Here is a 17,877-nt window from a genome sequence, read left to right as displayed (position 1 = left end):
TCCAGGTGTCGGCTTACCCGGACCACTACGCCCAGTGGGAGCAGCAGGCCGCCGACCTCGTCGCCCAGCACTGGAACAAGTAAGACACACGCGTGAAGGCCGGCACCCCGAACCCGGGGTGCCGGCCCTTTCACGTCTGCGCGACCAGTTCGACCTCGTACCCCTGCCCGTCGGTGAGGTAGGCGGCGTAGCTGTCCGGTCCGCCCGCGTGCGGGTGCCGGTCCGGGAACAGCAGCGTCCAGCCGTACTCTCCGGCGGCAGTGACCAGGCGCTCGACGGCGGCCGGCGGGCCGACGTAAAAGGCCAGGTGGTTCAGGCCGGGCGCGCACCTGTCGTGGGTGCGGCCGGTGAGCGCCGGTGACTCCTCCAGCACGATGTACGTCGCGCCGAGCCGCCAGGACCGGCCGGCGGGCCAGTCCTGGTAGAGCGTCCAGCCCAGCTCGCCGAGAAGCCAGCCCCAGGAACGACTGGCCGCCGCCAGGTCGGGTACCCACACCTCCACGTGATGGAGGCCGCCGATGGTCAGCGCTTCCCGCCCGGTACCCATAGCACGTCGCCGTCCGGATTTGCCGTTCTCGAGAGGATAAAGAGCAAATCGGAGAGCCGGTTGAGATACTTTGCCGGGAGGGGACTGGTCCGATCGGGGTCGTGTGCGACCAGCGCCCATGCCGCACGCTCGGCGCGCCGGGCGGTCGTCCGTGCCACGTGCAGCAGTGCCGCGCCCGCGGTGCCGCCGGGGAGGATGAAGGAGTCGAGCTTGCTCAGGCGCGCGTTGTACTCGTCGCACCAGCCCTCGAGGCGCTCGACGTACTCCTCGGTCACCCGCAGCGGCGGGTACTTCGGGTCCGGCTCGACCGGTGTCGCCAGGTCCGCACCGACGTCGAACATGTCGTTCTGCACGGACTCCAGTACGGCCCGCAGCTCGTCCGAGAGCTGCCCCAGAGCGAGCGCGACGCCAATCGAGGCGTTGCACTCGTCCACGTCCGCGTACGCGGCGATGCGCGGATCGGTCTTCGGCACCTGCTCGTTGTTGCTCAGCCTGGTCATGCCGGCGTCGCCGGCCTTGGTGTAGATGCGCGTGAGGTGGACGGCCATGACGCACAGCCTACGGATACCGGAACTGACGATCCCGGCCCGGCCGAGTCCGGTGGGGCCGGGTGACGCGGGAGATCCGGCGCTCAACGACGTCGACGTCATCCGGGTACGCGGTGACGCCCGGCTCGACGGCACCGTGCACGTGGTGGGTGCGAAGAACTCCGCGCTGAAACTGATGGCCGCCGCGCTGCTCGCGCCCGGCCGCAGCCTGATCACCAACGTGCCCCGGATCACCGACATCGCGATCATGGGCGAGGTGCTGCGGCGGCTCGGCTGCGGCGTACGGTTCGGCCCGGACGACCCGGTCGACCCGATGGTGGCCCACGGCGGTGTGGAGCGGTCCCGTTCGGTGCTCATCGACGTGCCGGAGCGGCCGGGCGCGGAGGCCGACTACGACCTGGTTCGCCGGCTGCGCGCGTCGATCTGCGTGCTCGGCCCGCTGCTGGCCCGCCGGGGGTACGTCCGGGTGGCCCACCCCGGCGGCGACGCCATCGGCTCGCGCGGGCTGGACATGCACATCGCCGGGCTGGCCCGGATGGGCGCGGAGATCTCCGGTGAGCACGGCTTCGTCATCGCCGAGGCGCCGGACGGGCTGCACGGCGCCGACATCGTGCTGGACTTCCCGAGCGTGGGCGCGACCGAGAACCTGGTCATGGCGGCGGTGCTGGCCCGGGGCGCCACGACGATCGACAACGCGGCCCGGGAGCCGGAGATCGTCGACATCTGCACCATGCTGACCCGGATGGGCGCGCGGATCGAAGGGGCCGGCACGTCGACGCTGCACATCGTCGGCGTACCCGAGCTGCGGCCGGTCCGGCACGCCACGGTGGGGGACCGGATCGTCGCCGGCACCTGGGCGTTCGCCGCCGCGATGACCCGCGGGGACGTGACGGTGACCGGCCTGGATCCGGCGTACCTGGAGGTCGCGCTGGACAAGCTGGTCGCGGCCGGCGGCCTGGTGGAGACCCGGGGCGACGCCTTCCGGGTACGCATGGACGACCGCCCCCGGGCGGTCGACGTGGTCACGCTGCCCTACCCGGGCTTCGCCACCGACCTGCTGCCGATGGCGATCGGGCTGGCGGCGGTCAGCGAGGGCGGCTCACTGATCACCGAGAACATCTTCGACGGCCGGTTCATGTTCGCCAACGAGATGATGCGGCTGGGCGCGGAGATCCGTACCGATGGTCACCACGCCCTGGTGTGCGGCCGGGAGCGGCTGTCCGGCGCCCCGGTACGCGCCACCGACATCCGGGCCGGCGCCGGCCTGATCATCGCCGGGCTCTGCGCCGACGGGCTCACCGAGGTCTCGCACGTGCACCACGTCGACCGGGGCTACCCGGACTTCGTGGCCGACCTGCGCGCGCTCGGCGTCGAGGTGGAGCGTGGCACCGCGCCGGAGGAGCCGGACCTGGCCATCTGACGGCCGGGGCTTATCCCTCGTTAAGTAGGGTTCTCCCAGACGTTGCAGAACACGGCGAGGGAGAAGCAGATGGCGGGTCGACTCGCGGTCGTCGGTGCCGGGCTGATGGGCTCGGGCATCGCCCAGGTGGCGGCGCAGGCGGGCTGGCAGGTGACGCTGCGCGACATCGACGACGCGGCCACGAAGCGCGGCGTGGACGGCATCCGGAAGTCGCTGACGAAGTTCGCCGAGAAGGGCAAGATCGAGGCGTCCGACGTCGAGGCGACGCTGGCCCGGATCACCCCGACCACCGAGCTGGAGGCCGCCGCCGACGCGGACATCGTGGTCGAGGCGGTCTTCGAGAAGATCGAGATCAAGCACGAGGTGTTCCGCGCGCTCGACAAGATCTGCAAGGCGGACGCGGTGCTCGCCACCAACACGTCGGCCATCCCGGTGACCCAGATCGCCACCGCCACCGAGCGCCCGGAGTCGGTCGTCGGCACGCACTTCTTCTCGCCGGTGCCGATGATGAAGCTCTGCGAGCTGGTACGCGGCTACAAGACCAGCGACGCGACGATGGACACCGTCAAGTCGTTCGCCGAGGAGATCGGCAAGACCGTTGTGGTGGTCAACCGGGACATCGCCGGTTTCGTCACCACCCGGCTGATCTGCGCGCTGGCGATGGAGGCGGTCAAGCTCGTGGAGTCCGGCGTGATCTCCGCCGAGGACCTGGACACCGCCTGCAAGCTGGGCTTCGGCCACGCCATGGGCCCGCTCGCGACGGTCGACCTGACCGGCGTGGACGTGCTGCTCAACGCCACGCGCAACATCTACACCGACACCGCCGACGAGAAGTTCTTCCCGCCGGAGCTGCTCCAGCGCATGGCCACCGCCGGTGACCTGGGCCGCAAGACCGGCCAGGGCTTCTACTCGTACTGACCGGCCCGTCCCGCCCCCGGCCCGCACGGCCGGGGGCGGTTCACGTCCGGGGCGGGCTGAGCGCGGTGCCGATCAGCGCGAACGCGTCCGGGATGACCGTGCCCCAGTAGCCGAAGTTGTGCCGCCCGTCGGCCCAGGCGGCGCGTACCGGCTCCTCGGGCAGCGCCCGGGCCAGCGCGCGGACGTCGGAGAGGAAGTTGTCCTGCCGGCCGCACCAGAGCCCGACCGGGGTTCCGCGCAGCTTCTTCACGCCGGTGAAGACCGCGTCGCCGGGGCTCACCGCGGGGGAGAAGGCCGCCGCCATCCGCAGCCACTTCGGGTACGTCTCGGCCAGCAGCAACGCGCCGAAGCCCCCCATCGACCAGCCCCACACGGCCAGCCGGCTGCTGTCGAACCCGCGCCGGGCACACCAGGTGGGTACCTCCTCGCGCACCATCCGCTGCGGGTCGTCGTCACCGGCCGCGCGCCAGGACAGCCGCCCGCCGGCGGCGCCCGCGAGCGCGAACGGCGGGGCGCCCCGGCGTACCGCGTCGGTGAGGAAGCGGGCCAGCCCGAACCGGCCGTAGTCGCGCGGGGTGGCCGACGCGCCGTGCAGCACCAGGCAGACGGGCAGGCCGCGGCCGTCGCCGTACCCCTCGGGCACCGCGGTCCAGAAGTCCACCTCGCGGCCGCGCGCGGCGGACGCGATGCGGATGAGCCGCTCGTCGCCGGGCGGCGCGTCCGGCAGGGCCGGGGCCGGTCCCGGGCGGGGGCCGGCCAGTTGCCGGGCGGCCAGACCGCCGACCAGGCCGACCCCGGCGGTCCCGGCGGCGGCGGTGAGCACCGTCCGCCGGGTCAGCGTGTGTGCCATGCCGGCGAGTGTGCCATCCGGTACGCGTCGCGGGGGAGCCGCGCGACCTCTCCTTCACGGTGCCGGGACGGCCGCCGCGGGCCTGCTGTCCGGCTCACCGGTGCCCGGCGCGGTCCGGCGCAGGCCGGGGGTGAGCACGACGGTGGCGGCCAGGGCCACGGCGGCGAGCAGCGCGACGGCGCGCGACGGCGTGACCAGGTCGGCGAGCGCCCCGGCGAGCGCGGCGCACACCGCCTGCGCGGCGAGCATGCCGTTGCCGTGCAGGCCGAGCACCTGGCCCCGGGCCTCGGGCGGCGAGTGGGCGATCAGCCGTTCCTGCATCGGCAGGGTGGAGGCGTAGCCGACCGACGCGACGAGCGCGACGGCCATGGCCACCGGCAGCGGCGGCGACAGCAGGATCAGCAGGTACGGCAGGGGGAGCAGCACCCGCAGCGGATGGATCCACCTCTCGCGGAGGGCGGGGGACAGGAACCGCCCCACCACCACGTCCCCGGCCAGCATGCCGAGTGCGGCGGCGGCGAGCAGGAAGCCGGCGCGGTCGGCGGCGTACGGGACGAACAGCGCCTCGCAGCCGACGATCAGGCCGCCCGGCACCCAGAGGTTGAGCAGGAGAGACCGGCGGCCGGGGTCGGCCCAGAGCACCCGGTTCACGCGCAGCGTGCGGGTAACCGTCACCCGCTCGCTGGTCCGGGCCGGACGCTCGGTGAGCCCGAACCATCCCACCGCGGCGGACACCGCCCGCAGGACCAGCGCCAGCAGGAACACCTGGTACGGGCTCAGCCACACCAGCAGGACGCCGGCCAGCCCGAATCCGGCGATCTGCATGACGCCGACGCTCGTGTTCATCGTGGCCCGGGCCAGCACGTAGGCGTTCACCGGCACGATGTCGGTGAGCAGCGCCCACTTGGCGCCGGCGGCGACCGAGCCCACGTACGCGTTGCCGAAGATGATCGCGAAGCGGGCCCACAGCGGCAGTCCGGGCACCGCCTGGAGCGCCGCGCCGACGGTGGCGAGCAGGGCGGCGAAGGCCATCGCCCGGCGCGGCGGCACGCTGTCCGCGGCGGACAGCAGCGTCAGGCTGCCGAGGACTCCGGCCAGCGGCGCCCCGAACATGCTCAGCGCGGTGAGCAGCGCCGAGCCGGTCGACGCGTAGGTCAGCGCGCCCAGGGCCAGCGCCGACGTGGTGTGTGCGGCGATCCCGGCGCAGTTGGCCAGGAACAGGTTGCGGAACTCCCGGACCGCGAACAGTTCTGCGTACGTTCTCACCCGGGCATGGTCGGCTGGTCGTCGGCGGAATCCATAGACTTACGTCTGGAGGCGAAACGTGGGCGTCTGGCAGGTGCCGTCCGACCTGGTCGCGCGGAGTCGTTTCACGGTGTCGCCGATGGCCGAGACCGTCGGCGCGCTGAAGGCGCTGCGCCATCCGAAGGTCCCCTGGGAGCAGGCCTGGCGACGGCCGCACGTCGACGCGTTCCGGGAGATGCTTGCTGCCCGACCGGTGGTCCGGGCGCTGGTGGAGGCGTCGTTCGGCCTTCGGTGGGTAGCGGACTTCCTCACCATCGCGCCCGCCTCGGCGGACCCGACGTTCGCCGGGGAACTGACGGCCGTCGAGCGGTTGTCCGACGAGCGGATCCGGGCCGATCTGCGTGCCACCCGGCCGGGCCCGCTGGCGGCCGAACTGCTCGCGGACGGGCTCACCGGGCAGGTCGTGGAACTGCTCGACTGGATCTGGACGCACACCGTCGCGCCGGAGTGGCCGGAGCGGGAACGCCGGCTGCGGGCGGACATCGTGGCCCGTACCGCCGCCCTGAGCACCCGCGGCCTGGCCGGGGCGATCGCCGACATCAACCGCAACGTTCGGTGGCTGGGCGACGGCCGCCTCCAGGTCAACGACTACCCGGAGCCGCCGCTGTCGCTGCACGCGGCCGAGCAACTGGTCTTCCTGCCGGCCCACTGCCGCCGCGGCTGGGTGGTCTGGGACGCGCCGGCCCGGTTCGGGATGGTCTATCCGGCGCGCGGGATCCTGGTCGACCCCACCTCACCGGCGCCCGGCGGCCTGGCCCGGCTGATCGGCGCGAACCGGGCCGGCATCCTGGCCCGGCTGGAGGCGCCGCTGAGCACCTCGCAGCTCGTGGTGGTGACCGGGCTGTCCCTGGGCACGGTCAGCGACCACCTGCGGGTGCTGCTCGACGCGGGCGCGGTCGCCAAGCGGCGGTCCGGGCGCGAGGTGCTCTACTGGCGTACGCCGCTGGGCACCGCACTCGTCGACGGCGAATGAGCGGTGATCAGCCGTCGCGCTTGGTGGTCCAGCGGAACGTGGTCAGGCAGAGCACCAGGCCGATGACGCACCACGCGCCGAGCACCAGCGCGACGGTGCCCAGCTCGAACGAGCCGCCCGGCTCGCGGGCGCCGAAGCTGTCCGGCAGGAAGACCGAGCGCAGCCCCTGGCACATCCACTTGAGCGGGAAGATCGCCGCGACCTGCTGCATCCAGGTGGGCAGGCTGGTGAAGACGAAGAACACGCCGGAGATGAACTGGAGCACGAGCGCGACCGGGGTGACCACGGCCGAGCCGCTGCGGGCGGTGCGGGCCAGGGACGAGATGGCGATGCCGCACAGCGTGCAGGCGGTGATGCCGAGCACGGAGACCCAGCCGAACGTCAGCCACTTGGCGGTGGTCTGCGGCAGGTCCAGGTCGAACATCGCCACCGAGACGGCGAGCAGCAGCACGGTCTCGGCGATGCCGATGACCACCACCATGATCACCTTGCCGGCGAACCAGACCCACTTCGGCATCGGCGTGCCGCGGTAGCGTTTGAGCACGCCGCGGTCCCGCTCGATCGGGATCCAGATGCCGAGGTTCTGGAAGCTCACAGTCATCAGGCCGGTCGCGATCATGCCGGTGATGAAGTACTGCGTGTAGCTGACCCCCGGAGCGATCTCGTCGCTGAAGATCGCCGCGAAGATCAGGATCATGATGATCGGGAAGCCCATCGTGAACACGACGGACTCCCGGCTGCGCAGGAACTGGGTGATCTCCAGCCGTCCCTGACGCAGCGCCAGCGCGCCGGCGCCGGGCCGCCGGGCCGAGGTGGCGACGACCGGGGCCGCCGGCTTCGTCGTGGTGGTCATGAGTGTCCGATCATCCGCAGGTAGACGTCTTCCAGGGTCGGCCGGGTCACGGTGAGGCCGGGCACCTCGCCGCCGAAGCGCGCGGCCAGGTCGGCCACCAGCGCCGTCGGCGTCGCGGTCTCCGCCGAGGCCGGCGTCCCGTCGGGGGTACGCCAGGAGACGGTCGCCAGCGACTCCTGCCGGTTGCCCAGCGCGTTCGGCGGCGCGACCTCGATCACCCGCCCGGCGGCGATCACGCCGACCCGGTCGGCGAGCGCCTCGGCCTCGTCCAGGTAGTGGGTGGTGAGCACGATCGTGGTGCCGGCGGCGGACAGGTCCCGGATCAGCTCCCAGAACTCGCGCCGGGCCTCCGGGTCGAAGCCGGTGGTCGGCTCGTCGAGGAAGAGCAGCTCGGGGCGGCCGACGATGCCCAGCGCCACATCCAGGCGGCGCTTCTGCCCGCCGGAGAGGGTGTGCGTACGCGCCTTGGCCTTGGCGCCCAGCCCGACCCGCTCGACCACCTTGTCCGGGTCGTCGGCGCCCGGGTAGAAGCCGGAGAAGTGGCGGACCACCTCGATGACGCTGAGCTCGTCGAACTCACCGGTGCCCTGGAGCACGATGCCGACGCGCGAGCGCCAGCCGGCGTCGGGGTGGGCGGGGTCGGCGCCGAGCACGCGTACCTCGCCGGCGTCGCGCTGCCGGTAGCCCTCCAGGATCTCGACCGTCGTGGTCTTGCCGGCGCCGTTCGGGCCGAGCAGGGCGAACACCTCGCCCCGGCGGACGTCCAGGTCCACCGAGGCGACGGCGACGTTGTCGCCGTACGCCTTGCGCAGTCCTCGCACGGAAATCGCGAGCTCGTTCTCCATGGCGTCAAGTGTGCGTCGTGCGGTCGCCCGTTCCACTGCCGGGTCGGCTATATACGCGAGGTATACACTCGGTGTAGTCTCTGGTCATGACGGTTCCCCTGACCCTGCTCGGGCTGCTCGAACGCGAACCGAGCCACGGCTACGACCTCAAGCGCGACTACGACACCTTCTTCGGGCGCGGCAAGCCGCTGCCGTACGGGCAGGTCTACTCGACGCTGAGCCGGCTGGCCCGCGACGGCAAGGTGGTGGTCGGCGACGTCGCTCCCGGGGCCGGGCCGGACCGCAAGCGCTACGTCATCACCGACGTGGGCGCCACCGAGGTGGAGCACTGGCTGACCGAGCCGGTCGAGCCGGAACCACACCTGCAGACGCTGTTGTTCACCAAGGTCGTGCTCGCGCTGATGCTCGACCGCCCGGCCGAGGAGTACCTGGACACCCAGCGTGCCGCGCACCTGCGCCGGATGCGCGAACTCACGGAGATCAAACGCAGCGGCGAACTCGTCGACGTGATGCTGGCCGACCACGGCCTCTACCACCTCGAGGCGGACCTGCGGTGGATCGAGACGACGGGCGCCCGGCTGGACGCCCTGAGAAAGGCGGTACGGCCATGAGCCCGATGATCGAGGCACGCGACGTCACGTACGCGTTCGGCGAGACACCCGCCCTGCGCGGCGCGAGCCTCGCCGTGGGGGCCGGCGAGGTCGTCGCCGTGATGGGACCGAGTGGCTCCGGCAAGTCGACGTTGCTGCACTGCCTGGCCGGCATCCTGCGCCCCGACTCCGGTGAGGTCCGGTTCGACGGTGCCCGGATCGACACGCTCGGCGAGGCCGACCGCACCGCGCTGCGCCGCGACAGCTTCGGCTTCGTCTTCCAGTTCGGTCAGCTCGTGCCGGAACTCACCGCGGCGGAGAACGTGGCGTTGCCGCTGCTGCTGCGCGGTGTCCGCCGCACTCCGGCGCTGCGGGCCGCGCGGGGCTGGTTCGAGCGGCTCGGCCTGGCCGGCATGGAGCACCGCCGCTCCGGCGAACTGTCCGGCGGGCAGGCCCAGCGGGTCGCGCTGGCTCGCGGCCTGGTCGCCGAGCCCCGGGTGCTGTTCGCCGACGAGCCCACCGGCGCGCTCGACTCGCTCACCGGCGAGGAGGTGATGACGCTGCTGGTGGACGCCGCCCGCGAGAAGGGCACCACAGTCGTCCTGGTGACGCACGAGGCGCGCATCGCCGCGTACGCCGACCGGGAGGTCATGGTGCGGGACGGCCGGGTCAACGCCCCTGCCGGGGTCGCCTCGTGATCGGGCTCGCGCTCCGGCTCGCCGTCGCCGGTGGCCGGGAGGCGCTGCTCCGGCTGGTCGCCGTCGCCGCCGCCGTCGCGGTCGGCACCGGGCTGCTGCTCACCACGCTCGCCGGTGTGCACGCCACCGACGCCCAGCTCACCCGCTACGCGTCGATGTACCCGCAGGAGACGGCCGACGCGTCCGCCGACCCGCTGCTGTGGTCCACCCGCACCGACTACTTCCGGGGCGATCAGATCCTCCGCATCGACGTCGCCGCGACCGGTCCGGACGCGCCCACGCCGATCGGCGTCCCCCGCGCGCCGGGGCCCGGCGAGTACTACGCCTCCCCGGCGCTGCGGAAGCTGCTGGCCACCACCCCCGCCGACCAGCTCGCCGACCGCTACCCGGGCCGGGACCTCGGCGTCGTCGGGCCGGCGGCGCTCACCTCGCCGGACACCCTGCTCGTTCTGGTCGGCGGCACCCCGGAGCAGGTCGGGAAGCTGGACCAGGTCAGGAAGGTCACCCGGCTCGACGACAACCGGGCTCCGCTGCCGAGGGCGGCGATCGACCTCATCCTCGGCGTGGCCGCGGGCGGACTGCTGTTTCCCGTACTCGTCTTCATCGGCACGGCGACCCGGCTCGGCGCCGCCCGCCGGGAGCAGCGGTTCGCCGCCATGCGGCTGGTCGGGGCCACGCCCCGGCAGATCTCGGTCGTCGCCGCCGTCGAGGCCGCGCTCGCGGCGGCGGCCGGCGCTGCGGCCGGCTTCGCGGCGTTCTTCGCGTTCCGCGGGCAGCTCGCCGGCATCCCGTTCACCGGCATGCCGTTCTTCCCCGGCGACATGGCCATCGGTGCGCCGGAGGCCCTCCTGGTGGCGCTCGGCGTGCCGGCGGGCGCGGCGGCCGCGGCCTGGATCGCGCTGCGCCGGGTCCGGATCTCCCCGCTCGGTGTCAGCCGCCGGGTCACGCCCCGGCCGCCCCGGATGTACCGGCTGATCCCGCTCGCGCTCGGCCTGGCCGGGCTGGGCTTCGCCCTGGTGTACCGGCCGCCCACGTCGGACGGCCAGACGGCGCTGTTCCTGCCCGCCCTGCTGCTGGTCATGGTGGGGCTGATCACCGGCGGCCCGTGGTTGACCATGGTCGGCGCCCGGGCGATGGCAGCCCGGGCCAGCCGGCCGGCCGCGCTGATCGCCGCGCGCCGGCTCGCCGACAACCCGGCCGCCGGGTTCCGGGCGGTGAGCGGCGTGATGCTCGCGTTGTTCGTCACGACGGTGGCCGTGGGCGTGATGGGGACGATCGCGTACGAGCGCGGTCCGGCGCCCCGGGGTTCCCTGGAGGCCGGCCGGCTGTCGATGGTGCTGACGGACGACGCCCCGGCGCCGGGCACGCTGCTGGCCGATCTGGCGGCGGTTCCCGGCGTCCGCAACCCGGTGCTCGTCCGGGAGAACCCGGTACGCGGTGACGGCCGCGACTCCGGAGTGATCGCCTGCGCGGACATCCCGCCCGCCTACGGGCGGTGCGCAGCCGGGGCGAGCGTCGCCGAGGTGCCGCCGGGCCTGATCCCCTGGCGGGAGTCTGCCTCGGCCGACCGGGTCTGGCCGTCGTCCCCGGTGGACCCGGTGGCCCTCGCGGGACTCCCGGCTGATTCGGTGGCGGTCGACGCGGAGGACCCGGTGGCGGTGGAGCGGGCCCGGACGGTCCTCGAAGCCGCGTTCCCCACCTTCTTCGTGGCCCCGAACGTGCCGGGCGACTTCGAGGCCGACTTCGCGGACACCATGCGGGGCTGGCAGCGGCTGGCCGACCTCGTCGTGGTGGCCGGTCTCGCGCTCGCCGGATGCAGCCTGGCCGTGGCGGTGGCGGCCGGTCTCAGTGAACGGAGGCGGCCGTTCAGCCTGCTGCGGCTCAGTGGTGCCCCGGTGCGGCTGCTGCGCCGCGTGGTGACGCTGGAGAGCGTGGTGCCGCTGCTGACCGTCGCCGTGGTCGCGGTCGGGATGGGACTGGCCGCCGCGCACCTGTTCCTGCGCGCGCAGATGGGCTACGACCTGCGCCTACCGGGGATCGGGTTCGCGGCGGTCATGGCCCTCGGCGTACTGGGCTGCCTCGCGGTGATCGCCGCGACCCTGCCGCTGCTGGAACGGATCACCGGTCCGGAGACCGCCCGCAGCGAGTGACCCGTACGGTGGGCCGGCAGCACGCCGGCCCACCGGCGCGGGCATCGGGTTGTGTGGTTTTCCACACTCTCTTTTACTGAACGGTAACTTAAACTCCGGCCATGGACGACGCGATGCCGGGACGGCTGCCCGAGCGGGACCGCCCGTGGGTGATGCGCACGTACGCCGGGCACTCCTCCGCCGCGGCCACCAACGCGCTCTTCCGCCGCAACCTGGCGAAGGGGCAGACCGGCCTGTCGGTCGCCTTCGACCTGCCCACCCAGACCGGGTACGACCCGGACCACGAGCTGGCCTCCGGTGAGGTGGGCCGGGTCGGCGTGCCGGTGGCGCACCTGGGCGACATGCGGGCGCTGTTCGAGGGCATCCCGCTCGCCGAGATGAACACCTCGATGACCATCAACGCCCCGGCGATGTGGCTGCTCGGCCTCTACGGCACCGTCGCCGCCGAGCAGGGCGCGGAGCTGAGCCGCTGCGCCGGCACGACGCAGAACGACATCATCAAGGAGTACCTGTCCCGGGGGACGTACATCTTCCCGCCCGCGGCGTCGCTGCGGCTGACCGCCGACGTGATCGCGTACACGCTGCGTGAGATGCCCCGGTGGAACCCGGTGAACATCTGCTCGTACCACCTCCAGGAGGCGGGCGCGACGCCGGTGCAGGAGGTCGGCTTCGCGCTCGCCACCGCGGTAGCCGTGCTCGACACCGTCCGCGACTCCGGCCAGGTGCCGCCCGAGCGGATGGGCGACGTGGTCCAGCGGATCTCGTTCTTCGTCAACGCCGGAGTGCGCTTCGTCGAGGAGATCGCCAAGATGCGCGCGTTCGGCGCGCTCTGGGACGAGATCACCCGCGACCGATACGGCGTGGAGAACCCGAAGCAGCGCCGGTTCCGCTACGGCGTCCAGGTCAACTCGCTGGGCCTGACCGAGGCGCAGCCGGAGAACAACATCCAGCGGATCGTGCTGGAGATGCTCGGTGTCACGCTGTCCCGCGACGCACGTGCCCGGGCGGTGCAGCTGCCCGCGTGGAACGAGGCGCTGGGCCTGCCCCGCCCGTGGGACCAGCAGTGGTCGCTGCGGATGCAGCAGGTGCTGGCGTACGAGTCGGACCTGCTGGAGTACCCGGACCTGTTCGCCGGCTCGCACGTGATGACCGCGCTGGTCGACGAGATCGTCTCCGGCGCCCGGGTCGAGCTGGAGAAGGTGCTGGAGATGGGCGGCGTGGTCACAGCCGTCGAGACCGGCTACCTCAAGAGCGCGCTCGTCGCCTCGCTCGCCGACCGGCGCCGGCGGATGGAGTCCGGCTCGGACGTGGTGATCGGCGTCAACCGGTTCACCGAGACCGAGCCGTCGCCGCTGACCGCGGCCGGCGCCGAGGCCATCGAGCAGGTGGACCCGGCTGTCGAGGAGGCGGCCACCGACGGCGTACGCCGGTGGCGGGCCGACCGGGACGCGGCGGCGGTCGAGGCGGCGCTGGACCGGCTGCGCGCGGATGCCGCCACCACGGCGAACCTGATGCCGGCGACGCTCGGATGTGTCCGGGCCGGTGTCACCACCGGCGAGTGGGCGGGCGCGCTGCGCCAGGTGTACGGCGAGTACCGCGCGCCGACCGGCCTGGCCGGGGCGGTCGGCACGGCCGGTGACGCGACCCTCGCCGGGGTCCGCGAGCGGGTCGTCGCGACCGCCCGGGAGCTGGGCAGCGGGCGGCTGCGGCTGCTGGTCGGCAAGCCGGGGCTGGACGGGCACTCCAACGGCGCGGAGCAGATCGCGGTACGCGCCCGCGACGCCGGTTTCGAGGTGGTCTACCAGGGCATCCGGCTGACCGCCGGGCAGATCGTCGCGGCGGCCGTGGAGGAGGACGTCGACCTGGTCGGCCTCTCCGTGCTGTCCGGCTCGCACCTGGCCGCCGTGCCGGCGGTGCTGGACGGGCTGCGCGCGGCCGGACGGGGCGACCTGCCGGTGGTGGTGGGCGGGATCATCCCGGCCGCGGACGCCGAGGCGCTGCGGTCCGCCGGGGTGGCCCGGGTGTTCACGCCGAAGGACTTCGCGCTCACCGGCATCATCGACGAACTGGTCACCGTGATCCGCGAGGCGAACGCGCTGGATCCGGCACGCTGAAAGCATCACAAAGCCTAAAGTCGGGGCAAGACACCCACTGAAGGGCGAGATGATGACCGCGTCGTTGGAGATGCCCCGGGTCCAGGAGTGCGCCGTCCGGTCCTGCGCCTACAACCACACGAACGACTGCCACGCGTTCGCCATCACGATCGGCAGCAGCGACCACGCGCACTGCCACACGTTCGTGGAGATGCCCGTGCGCGGTGGCATCGACCAGCTCGTAGCCCAGGTCGGTGCGTGCTCGCGCGCGGACTGCCGGCACAACGCCGACCTGGAGTGCCACGCCCCGGCCATCACCGTCGGCCCGGACATGGACCTGGCCGACTGCATGACCTACGAGAGCCGCTGAGCCGCCGCGGTCAGACGCGGAAACCGGCCTCCCGGGCGGCGGCGCGTTCCCGGCGCCGCTCCCGGCGGCGGCGGAACAGCCAGGGCACGAAGATCACCAGGCCGACCACGAACACCAGCACCAGCACCGGCAGCACCAGCGCCACCACCGACATCACCACGCTCGTCGCGTCCTCGGCGGTGCTGGCCACCGGCGCGCCCACACCGGCGGTGGTGGCGTTGATGACCGGCCGGGCGGCGGCCTTGAGCAGGTGCACGCCGAGCGCGATGAGCACGCCGACCACCACCGGCACCCACTGGTGCGTGGAGAAGAACGTATCCGGGTCGCTGACGGTGACCGTCTCCGAGCCGGCGCCCGCGCCGAACGCGAGCCCGCCCGCGGTCGGCCGGACCACCGTCTGCACCACGTCGTTGACGTGGTCGACCACAGGCACCTTGTCGGCCACCACCTCCACCGCGAGCAGCACCGCGAGGATCAGCACCACCCAGCCGTTGCCGAGCCACTGCCAACCGCTCGGCAGCTCGACCAGATCGGTGTAGCGGGACAGCAGACCCATCAGCAGAAGCGGGATGTAGGCGTTGAGGCCCGCCGAGGCGGCCAGACCGGAACCGGTGAGGACTTCGAGCACGATCTCAATATGGCACCGGTACGCCAGTGGCGCTCGTCGGCGTCCGCCGGGGCCTCGGCTACCCTCGGCGGGTGCGGTTGGTCATTGCGAAGTGCTCGGTGGACTATGTCGGACGGCTCTCGGCCCACCTGCCCCCGGCGACCCGGTTGCTGATGGTGAAGGCGGACGGGTCGGTGTCGATCCACGCCGACGACCGGGCCTACAAGCCGTTGAACTGGATGAGCCCGCCCTGTCGGCTGGAGGAGGCGCCCGGCGTCTGGCGGGTGGTGAACAAGGCCGGCGAGGAACTGCGCATCACCCTGGAGGAGATCTTCCAGGACACCTCGTACGAGCTGGGCGTGGACCCGGGCCTGCGCAAGGACGGCGTCGAGGCGCACCTCCAGGAACTGCTCGCCGCGAACCCGGCGACGCTGGGGGAGGGCTACACGCTGGTCCGGCGCGAGTACATGACCGCGATCGGGCCGGTCGACCTGCTCTGCCGGGACGCCAACGGCGGCGCGGTGGCGGTCGAGGTGAAGCGGCGCGGCGAGATCGACGGCGTGGAGCAGCTCACCCGCTACCTGGAGCTGATGAACCGCGATCCGCTGCTCGCGCCGGTCAGCGGCGTGTTCGCCGCGCAGGAGATCAAGCCGCAGGCCCGGGTGCTCGCCACCGACCGCGGGATCCGCTGCGTGGTGGTCGACTACGACAAGCTGCGCGGCATCGAGCGCGACGAGCTGACGCTGTTCTGAGGCGTCGCCTCAGCGGCCCCGGCCGTACATCAGCTTGGCGATCTTGACGATGCGGGCGACGTCGGCCGGGGTGCGCTCGAACGTCATCGCCGGCAGCAGCGACCGGGCCCGGCGGCGGGTGACCGACTTGGGCCGGCCGAACTCGCGCAGCCCCTCCTCGCCGTGGATGCGGCCGAAGCCGGACTCGCCCGTGCCGCCGAACGGCAGCGTCGACATGCCGGCGAACGTCAGCGCCGAGTTGACCGAGGCCATCCCGGAGCGCAGCCGCCGCGCCACCGCCACCGCCCGCGCCCGGCCGAAGACCGAACCCCCGAGCCCGTACGGCAGCGCGTTGGCCCGCTCGACCGCCTCGTCCACGTCGCGGACGCGGTTGACCACGAGCGTCGGGCCGAACGTCTCCTCCTGGACGGCGGCCGAGTCCTCCGGCACGTCCACGAGCACCGTCGGGTGCACGTAGGGCGGCTGGACCGCCTCGGGGCCGCCGAGCACCGCACGGCCGCCCCGGTCGATCGCGTCATCGATGTGCCGGCGGATGACGTCGATCTGCGACGGCATGGTGATCGGGCCGAGGTCGGAACCGTCGGCGCCCACCGTGAGCCGCCCGGCCTTGGCCACCACCTTCTCCACGAACGCGTCGAAGACCTGGTCGACCGCGTAGACCCGCTCGATGCCGATGCAGGTCTGGCCGGCGTTGGTCAGCCCGCCCCACACGCACGCCTCCGCCGCGGCGTCCAGGTCGGCGTCCGTGTCCACGATCATCGCGTCCTTGCCGCCGGCCTCCAGCAGCACCGGCGTGAGCGACTCGGCGCAGGCGGCCATCACCCGCTTCGCGGTCGCTGTCGAGCCGGTGAACGCCACCTTGCCGACCCCGGAGCGGCACAGCGCCGCGCCGACCGCGCCGAACCCGTGCACCACCTGGAACACCGGCTGCTCCGGCACCACCTCGGCGAACCGGTCGACCAGCCACTGACCGACCGCCGGGGTGTACTCGCTCGGCTTGAACACCACCGCGTTGCCGGCCGCCAGCGCGTACGCGGCGGAGCCGATCGGGGTGAAGACCGGGTAGTTCCACGGGCCGATCACGCCGACCACGCCGTACGGCTGGTATTCCAGGTGACCGGTGAACTCGGCCAGGATCAGGCGGGAGCGGACCCGGCGCGGCCCGAGCACCCGCCGGGCGTTGCGGGCCGCCCAGTCGATGTGCTCCAGCGCGGTGAGGATCTCCACCACCGCGTCACCGACCGGCTTGCCGCCCTCGGTGTGCATCAGGTCGGCCAGTTCCTCGATCCGCCGGGCGAGCACGCCGCGCCAGCGCTGGAGGCGGTCCCGCCGGCCGGCGAAGCCGAGCCCGGCCCACCAGTCGCCGGCCTCCCGGGCGCGGTCGACGGCGGCACGCACGTCCGCCTCGGCGGCCAGCGGGAATCGGCCCGCCTCGGCGCCGGTGGCCGGGCTGGTCGACACCAACAGACCCTCGGAGATGAGCGGGGCGCCCGGCACATGTACAGCGGTCATGGCCGAAGTCTAGACCCGAGGATTACTCGCCGGTAGGTGTCGAACGCGCCGTACGCTGCGCGGACGATCAGCCGGCGCATCGACGGAGATGCCGTCCGAAACGGCGAACGGGAGATGACCGGCCGGGGTCGCGGGGGTGACCGCGCGGTGGTGCAAGCCACTACGGTGAGGTGGCAGGCTGACGCCGCGGGGCGATGTGGGGTGGAGGTCGACTGTCCATGGAGGAGCATCCTGAGCTGATGCCGTTGCTGACGGTGTCCGGCGGGGCGATGCGAGGGCTCACGTTCCGGGTCGGCCAGGACGCGCAGGTGATCGGCCGCGCGCCGACTGCCGACATCGTGCTCGCCGACCCGCACCTGAGCCGCCGGCACGCCACCGTCCGGGCCACCCCGGAAGGGGTGATGCTCACCGACCTCGGCTCGACCAACGGCACCTGGCTCAACGACACCCGGGTCACCGGCAGCGTGGCGATCGCCGACGGCGACGTGGTCCGCTTGGGCCGCACCGACCTGCGCCTCTACGACCCGGGCGTGGCCCGGACCGACCCGGTCGGGATGAGCTTCGGCGCGATGCGCCGCGACCAGCGTCCCACCCTGCCGCTGCCCGTCCCCGGGCCGCGTCAGCCGATCGAGGCGCGCGAGGCCCAGCCGGCCGACGCCCGCTAGACCTCCGCACCCGCCGGCCCGCGCGCTCAGCCCGCGCGCCCCGCCACCCGCCACCCGCCGCCGTCGGCGGGGCCGGGGGACGGTGGACCGGGCGGGGTGGCGCCGGGCCCGGTCGATCATGAAGTTGGCGGCGTTCTGCGTCCGGTTTGTCGCCGCCAACTTCATGATCGACGCGCAAAGA

At 73.0% G+C, this 17,877-nt stretch carries 18 protein-coding genes; 10 read left to right on the top strand and 8 right to left on the bottom strand.

The annotated features are described in order from the left end of the window. Positions 1 to 130 precede the first annotated feature (130 nt). The gene (locus F8279_RS24505; protein WP_151501187.1) at positions 131 to 547 is read right to left on the bottom strand and encodes a VOC family protein; all 417 of its coding nucleotides are present in this window, start codon (positions 545 to 547) and stop codon (positions 131 to 133) included. Further along, complete coding sequence (locus F8279_RS24500; protein ID WP_013475364.1) at positions 523 to 1,095, bottom strand: cob(I)yrinic acid a,c-diamide adenosyltransferase; 573 nt, start codon at positions 1,093 to 1,095, stop codon at positions 523 to 525. The genes F8279_RS24505 and F8279_RS24500 overlap by 25 nt, the downstream gene beginning before the upstream one ends. Between F8279_RS24500 and murA the strand changes: the two genes are divergently transcribed. After that, positions 1,094 to 2,515, top strand: coding sequence for a UDP-N-acetylglucosamine 1-carboxyvinyltransferase (gene murA, locus F8279_RS24495; RefSeq protein ID WP_091422636.1), 1,422 nt, complete (start codon positions 1,094 to 1,096; stop codon positions 2,513 to 2,515). The two genes, F8279_RS24500 and murA, sit on opposite strands and share 2 nt — an antisense overlap. 69 nt (positions 2,516 to 2,584) lie before the next feature. After that, entirely contained in the window at positions 2,585 to 3,433 is an 849-nt protein-coding gene (locus tag F8279_RS24490) for a 3-hydroxyacyl-CoA dehydrogenase family protein (protein ID WP_091422640.1), read from the top strand. A 40-nt stretch (positions 3,434 to 3,473) separates the two neighbouring features. Here F8279_RS24490 and F8279_RS24485 read toward each other — a convergent pair whose 3' ends face one another. Together F8279_RS24485 and F8279_RS24480 are read right to left on the bottom strand one after the other, a co-directional pair. Next, positions 3,474 to 4,283, bottom strand: a complete 810-nt coding sequence (locus F8279_RS24485) for an alpha/beta hydrolase family protein (protein WP_091422645.1) — start codon at positions 4,281 to 4,283, stop codon at positions 3,474 to 3,476. A gap of 54 nt (positions 4,284 to 4,337) precedes the next feature. Beyond that, positions 4,338 to 5,549 (bottom strand): MFS transporter, encoded by a 1,212-nt coding sequence (locus F8279_RS24480; RefSeq protein WP_091422649.1) that lies wholly within the window; start codon positions 5,547 to 5,549, stop codon positions 4,338 to 4,340. Positions 5,550 to 5,667: 118 nt separating this feature from the next. Here F8279_RS24480 and F8279_RS24475 point away from each other — a divergent pair, with 118 nt between their 5' ends. Next, positions 5,668 to 6,561, top strand: a complete 894-nt coding sequence (locus F8279_RS24475) for a helix-turn-helix transcriptional regulator (RefSeq protein ID WP_225853398.1) — start codon at positions 5,668 to 5,670, stop codon at positions 6,559 to 6,561. A gap of 7 nt (positions 6,562 to 6,568) precedes the next feature. Here the strand turns inward: F8279_RS24475 and F8279_RS24470 are convergent, their stop codons facing one another. After that, a complete protein-coding gene (locus tag F8279_RS24470; protein WP_091422655.1) occupies positions 6,569 to 7,414 on the bottom strand; it encodes an ABC transporter permease in 846 nt (281 codons plus the stop codon). After that, complete coding sequence (locus F8279_RS24465; RefSeq protein WP_091422658.1) at positions 7,411 to 8,259, bottom strand: ABC transporter ATP-binding protein; 849 nt, start codon at positions 8,257 to 8,259, stop codon at positions 7,411 to 7,413. The genes F8279_RS24470 and F8279_RS24465 overlap by 4 nt, the downstream gene beginning before the upstream one ends. Positions 8,260 to 8,345: 86 nt before the next feature. Between F8279_RS24465 and F8279_RS24460 the strand changes: the two genes are divergently transcribed. The 5 genes from F8279_RS24460 (at position 8,346) to F8279_RS24440 (ending at position 14,160) form a co-directional block, all read left to right on the top strand. Continuing rightward, a complete protein-coding gene (locus F8279_RS24460) occupies positions 8,346 to 8,870 on the top strand; it encodes a PadR family transcriptional regulator (RefSeq protein ID WP_091422661.1) in 525 nt (174 codons plus the stop codon). Continuing rightward, entirely contained in the window at positions 8,867 to 9,547 is a 681-nt protein-coding gene (locus F8279_RS24455; protein ID WP_151501185.1) for an ABC transporter ATP-binding protein, read from the top strand. The genes F8279_RS24460 and F8279_RS24455 overlap by 4 nt, the downstream gene beginning before the upstream one ends. Continuing rightward, positions 9,544 to 11,697: an FtsX-like permease family protein gene (locus F8279_RS24450; RefSeq protein ID WP_091422672.1), complete on the top strand. Its 2,154-nt coding sequence runs from the start codon at positions 9,544 to 9,546 to the stop codon at positions 11,695 to 11,697. Before F8279_RS24455 ends, F8279_RS24450 begins: the two co-directional genes overlap by 4 nt. A 101-nt stretch (positions 11,698 to 11,798) precedes the next feature. Further along, a complete protein-coding gene (locus F8279_RS24445; RefSeq protein WP_091422674.1) occupies positions 11,799 to 13,811 on the top strand; it encodes a protein meaA in 2,013 nt (670 codons plus the stop codon). 52 nt (positions 13,812 to 13,863) lie between these two features. After that, entirely contained in the window at positions 13,864 to 14,160 is a 297-nt protein-coding gene (locus tag F8279_RS24440) for a DUF1540 domain-containing protein (RefSeq protein WP_091423298.1), read from the top strand. Between the two features lie 10 nt (positions 14,161 to 14,170). Here the strand turns inward: F8279_RS24440 and F8279_RS24435 are convergent, their stop codons facing one another. Further along, positions 14,171 to 14,788 (bottom strand): DUF4126 domain-containing protein, encoded by a 618-nt coding sequence (locus F8279_RS24435; RefSeq protein WP_091422677.1) that lies wholly within the window; start codon positions 14,786 to 14,788, stop codon positions 14,171 to 14,173. Positions 14,789 to 14,859: 71 nt separating this feature from the next. Here F8279_RS24435 and nucS point away from each other — a divergent pair, with 71 nt between their 5' ends. Beyond that, the gene (gene nucS, locus F8279_RS24430) at positions 14,860 to 15,519 is read left to right on the top strand and encodes an endonuclease NucS (RefSeq protein ID WP_151501184.1); all 660 of its coding nucleotides are present in this window, start codon (positions 14,860 to 14,862) and stop codon (positions 15,517 to 15,519) included. A gap of 9 nt (positions 15,520 to 15,528) precedes the next feature. Here nucS and F8279_RS24425 read toward each other — a convergent pair whose 3' ends face one another. After that, complete coding sequence (locus tag F8279_RS24425; RefSeq protein WP_091422680.1) at positions 15,529 to 17,031, bottom strand: aldehyde dehydrogenase family protein; 1,503 nt, start codon at positions 17,029 to 17,031, stop codon at positions 15,529 to 15,531. A gap of 218 nt (positions 17,032 to 17,249) precedes the next feature. Here F8279_RS24425 and F8279_RS24420 point away from each other — a divergent pair, with 218 nt between their 5' ends. Further along, positions 17,250 to 17,696 carry an FHA domain-containing protein gene (locus F8279_RS24420; protein WP_091422682.1) on the top strand — a complete coding sequence of 149 codons (447 nt, stop codon included), beginning with the start codon at positions 17,250 to 17,252 and terminating at the stop codon, positions 17,694 to 17,696. The last annotated feature ends 181 nt before the right edge of the window (positions 17,697 to 17,877 follow it).

The sequence above is a fragment of the Micromonospora sp. AMSO1212t genome (genome assembly GCF_008868145.1).
Classification (GTDB): Bacteria; Actinomycetota; Actinomycetes; order Mycobacteriales; family Micromonosporaceae; genus Micromonospora; species Micromonospora tulbaghiae.
The sequence above is the reverse complement of the archived record's forward strand: the minus strand, read 5'-3'. Positions and strand labels throughout refer to the sequence as shown.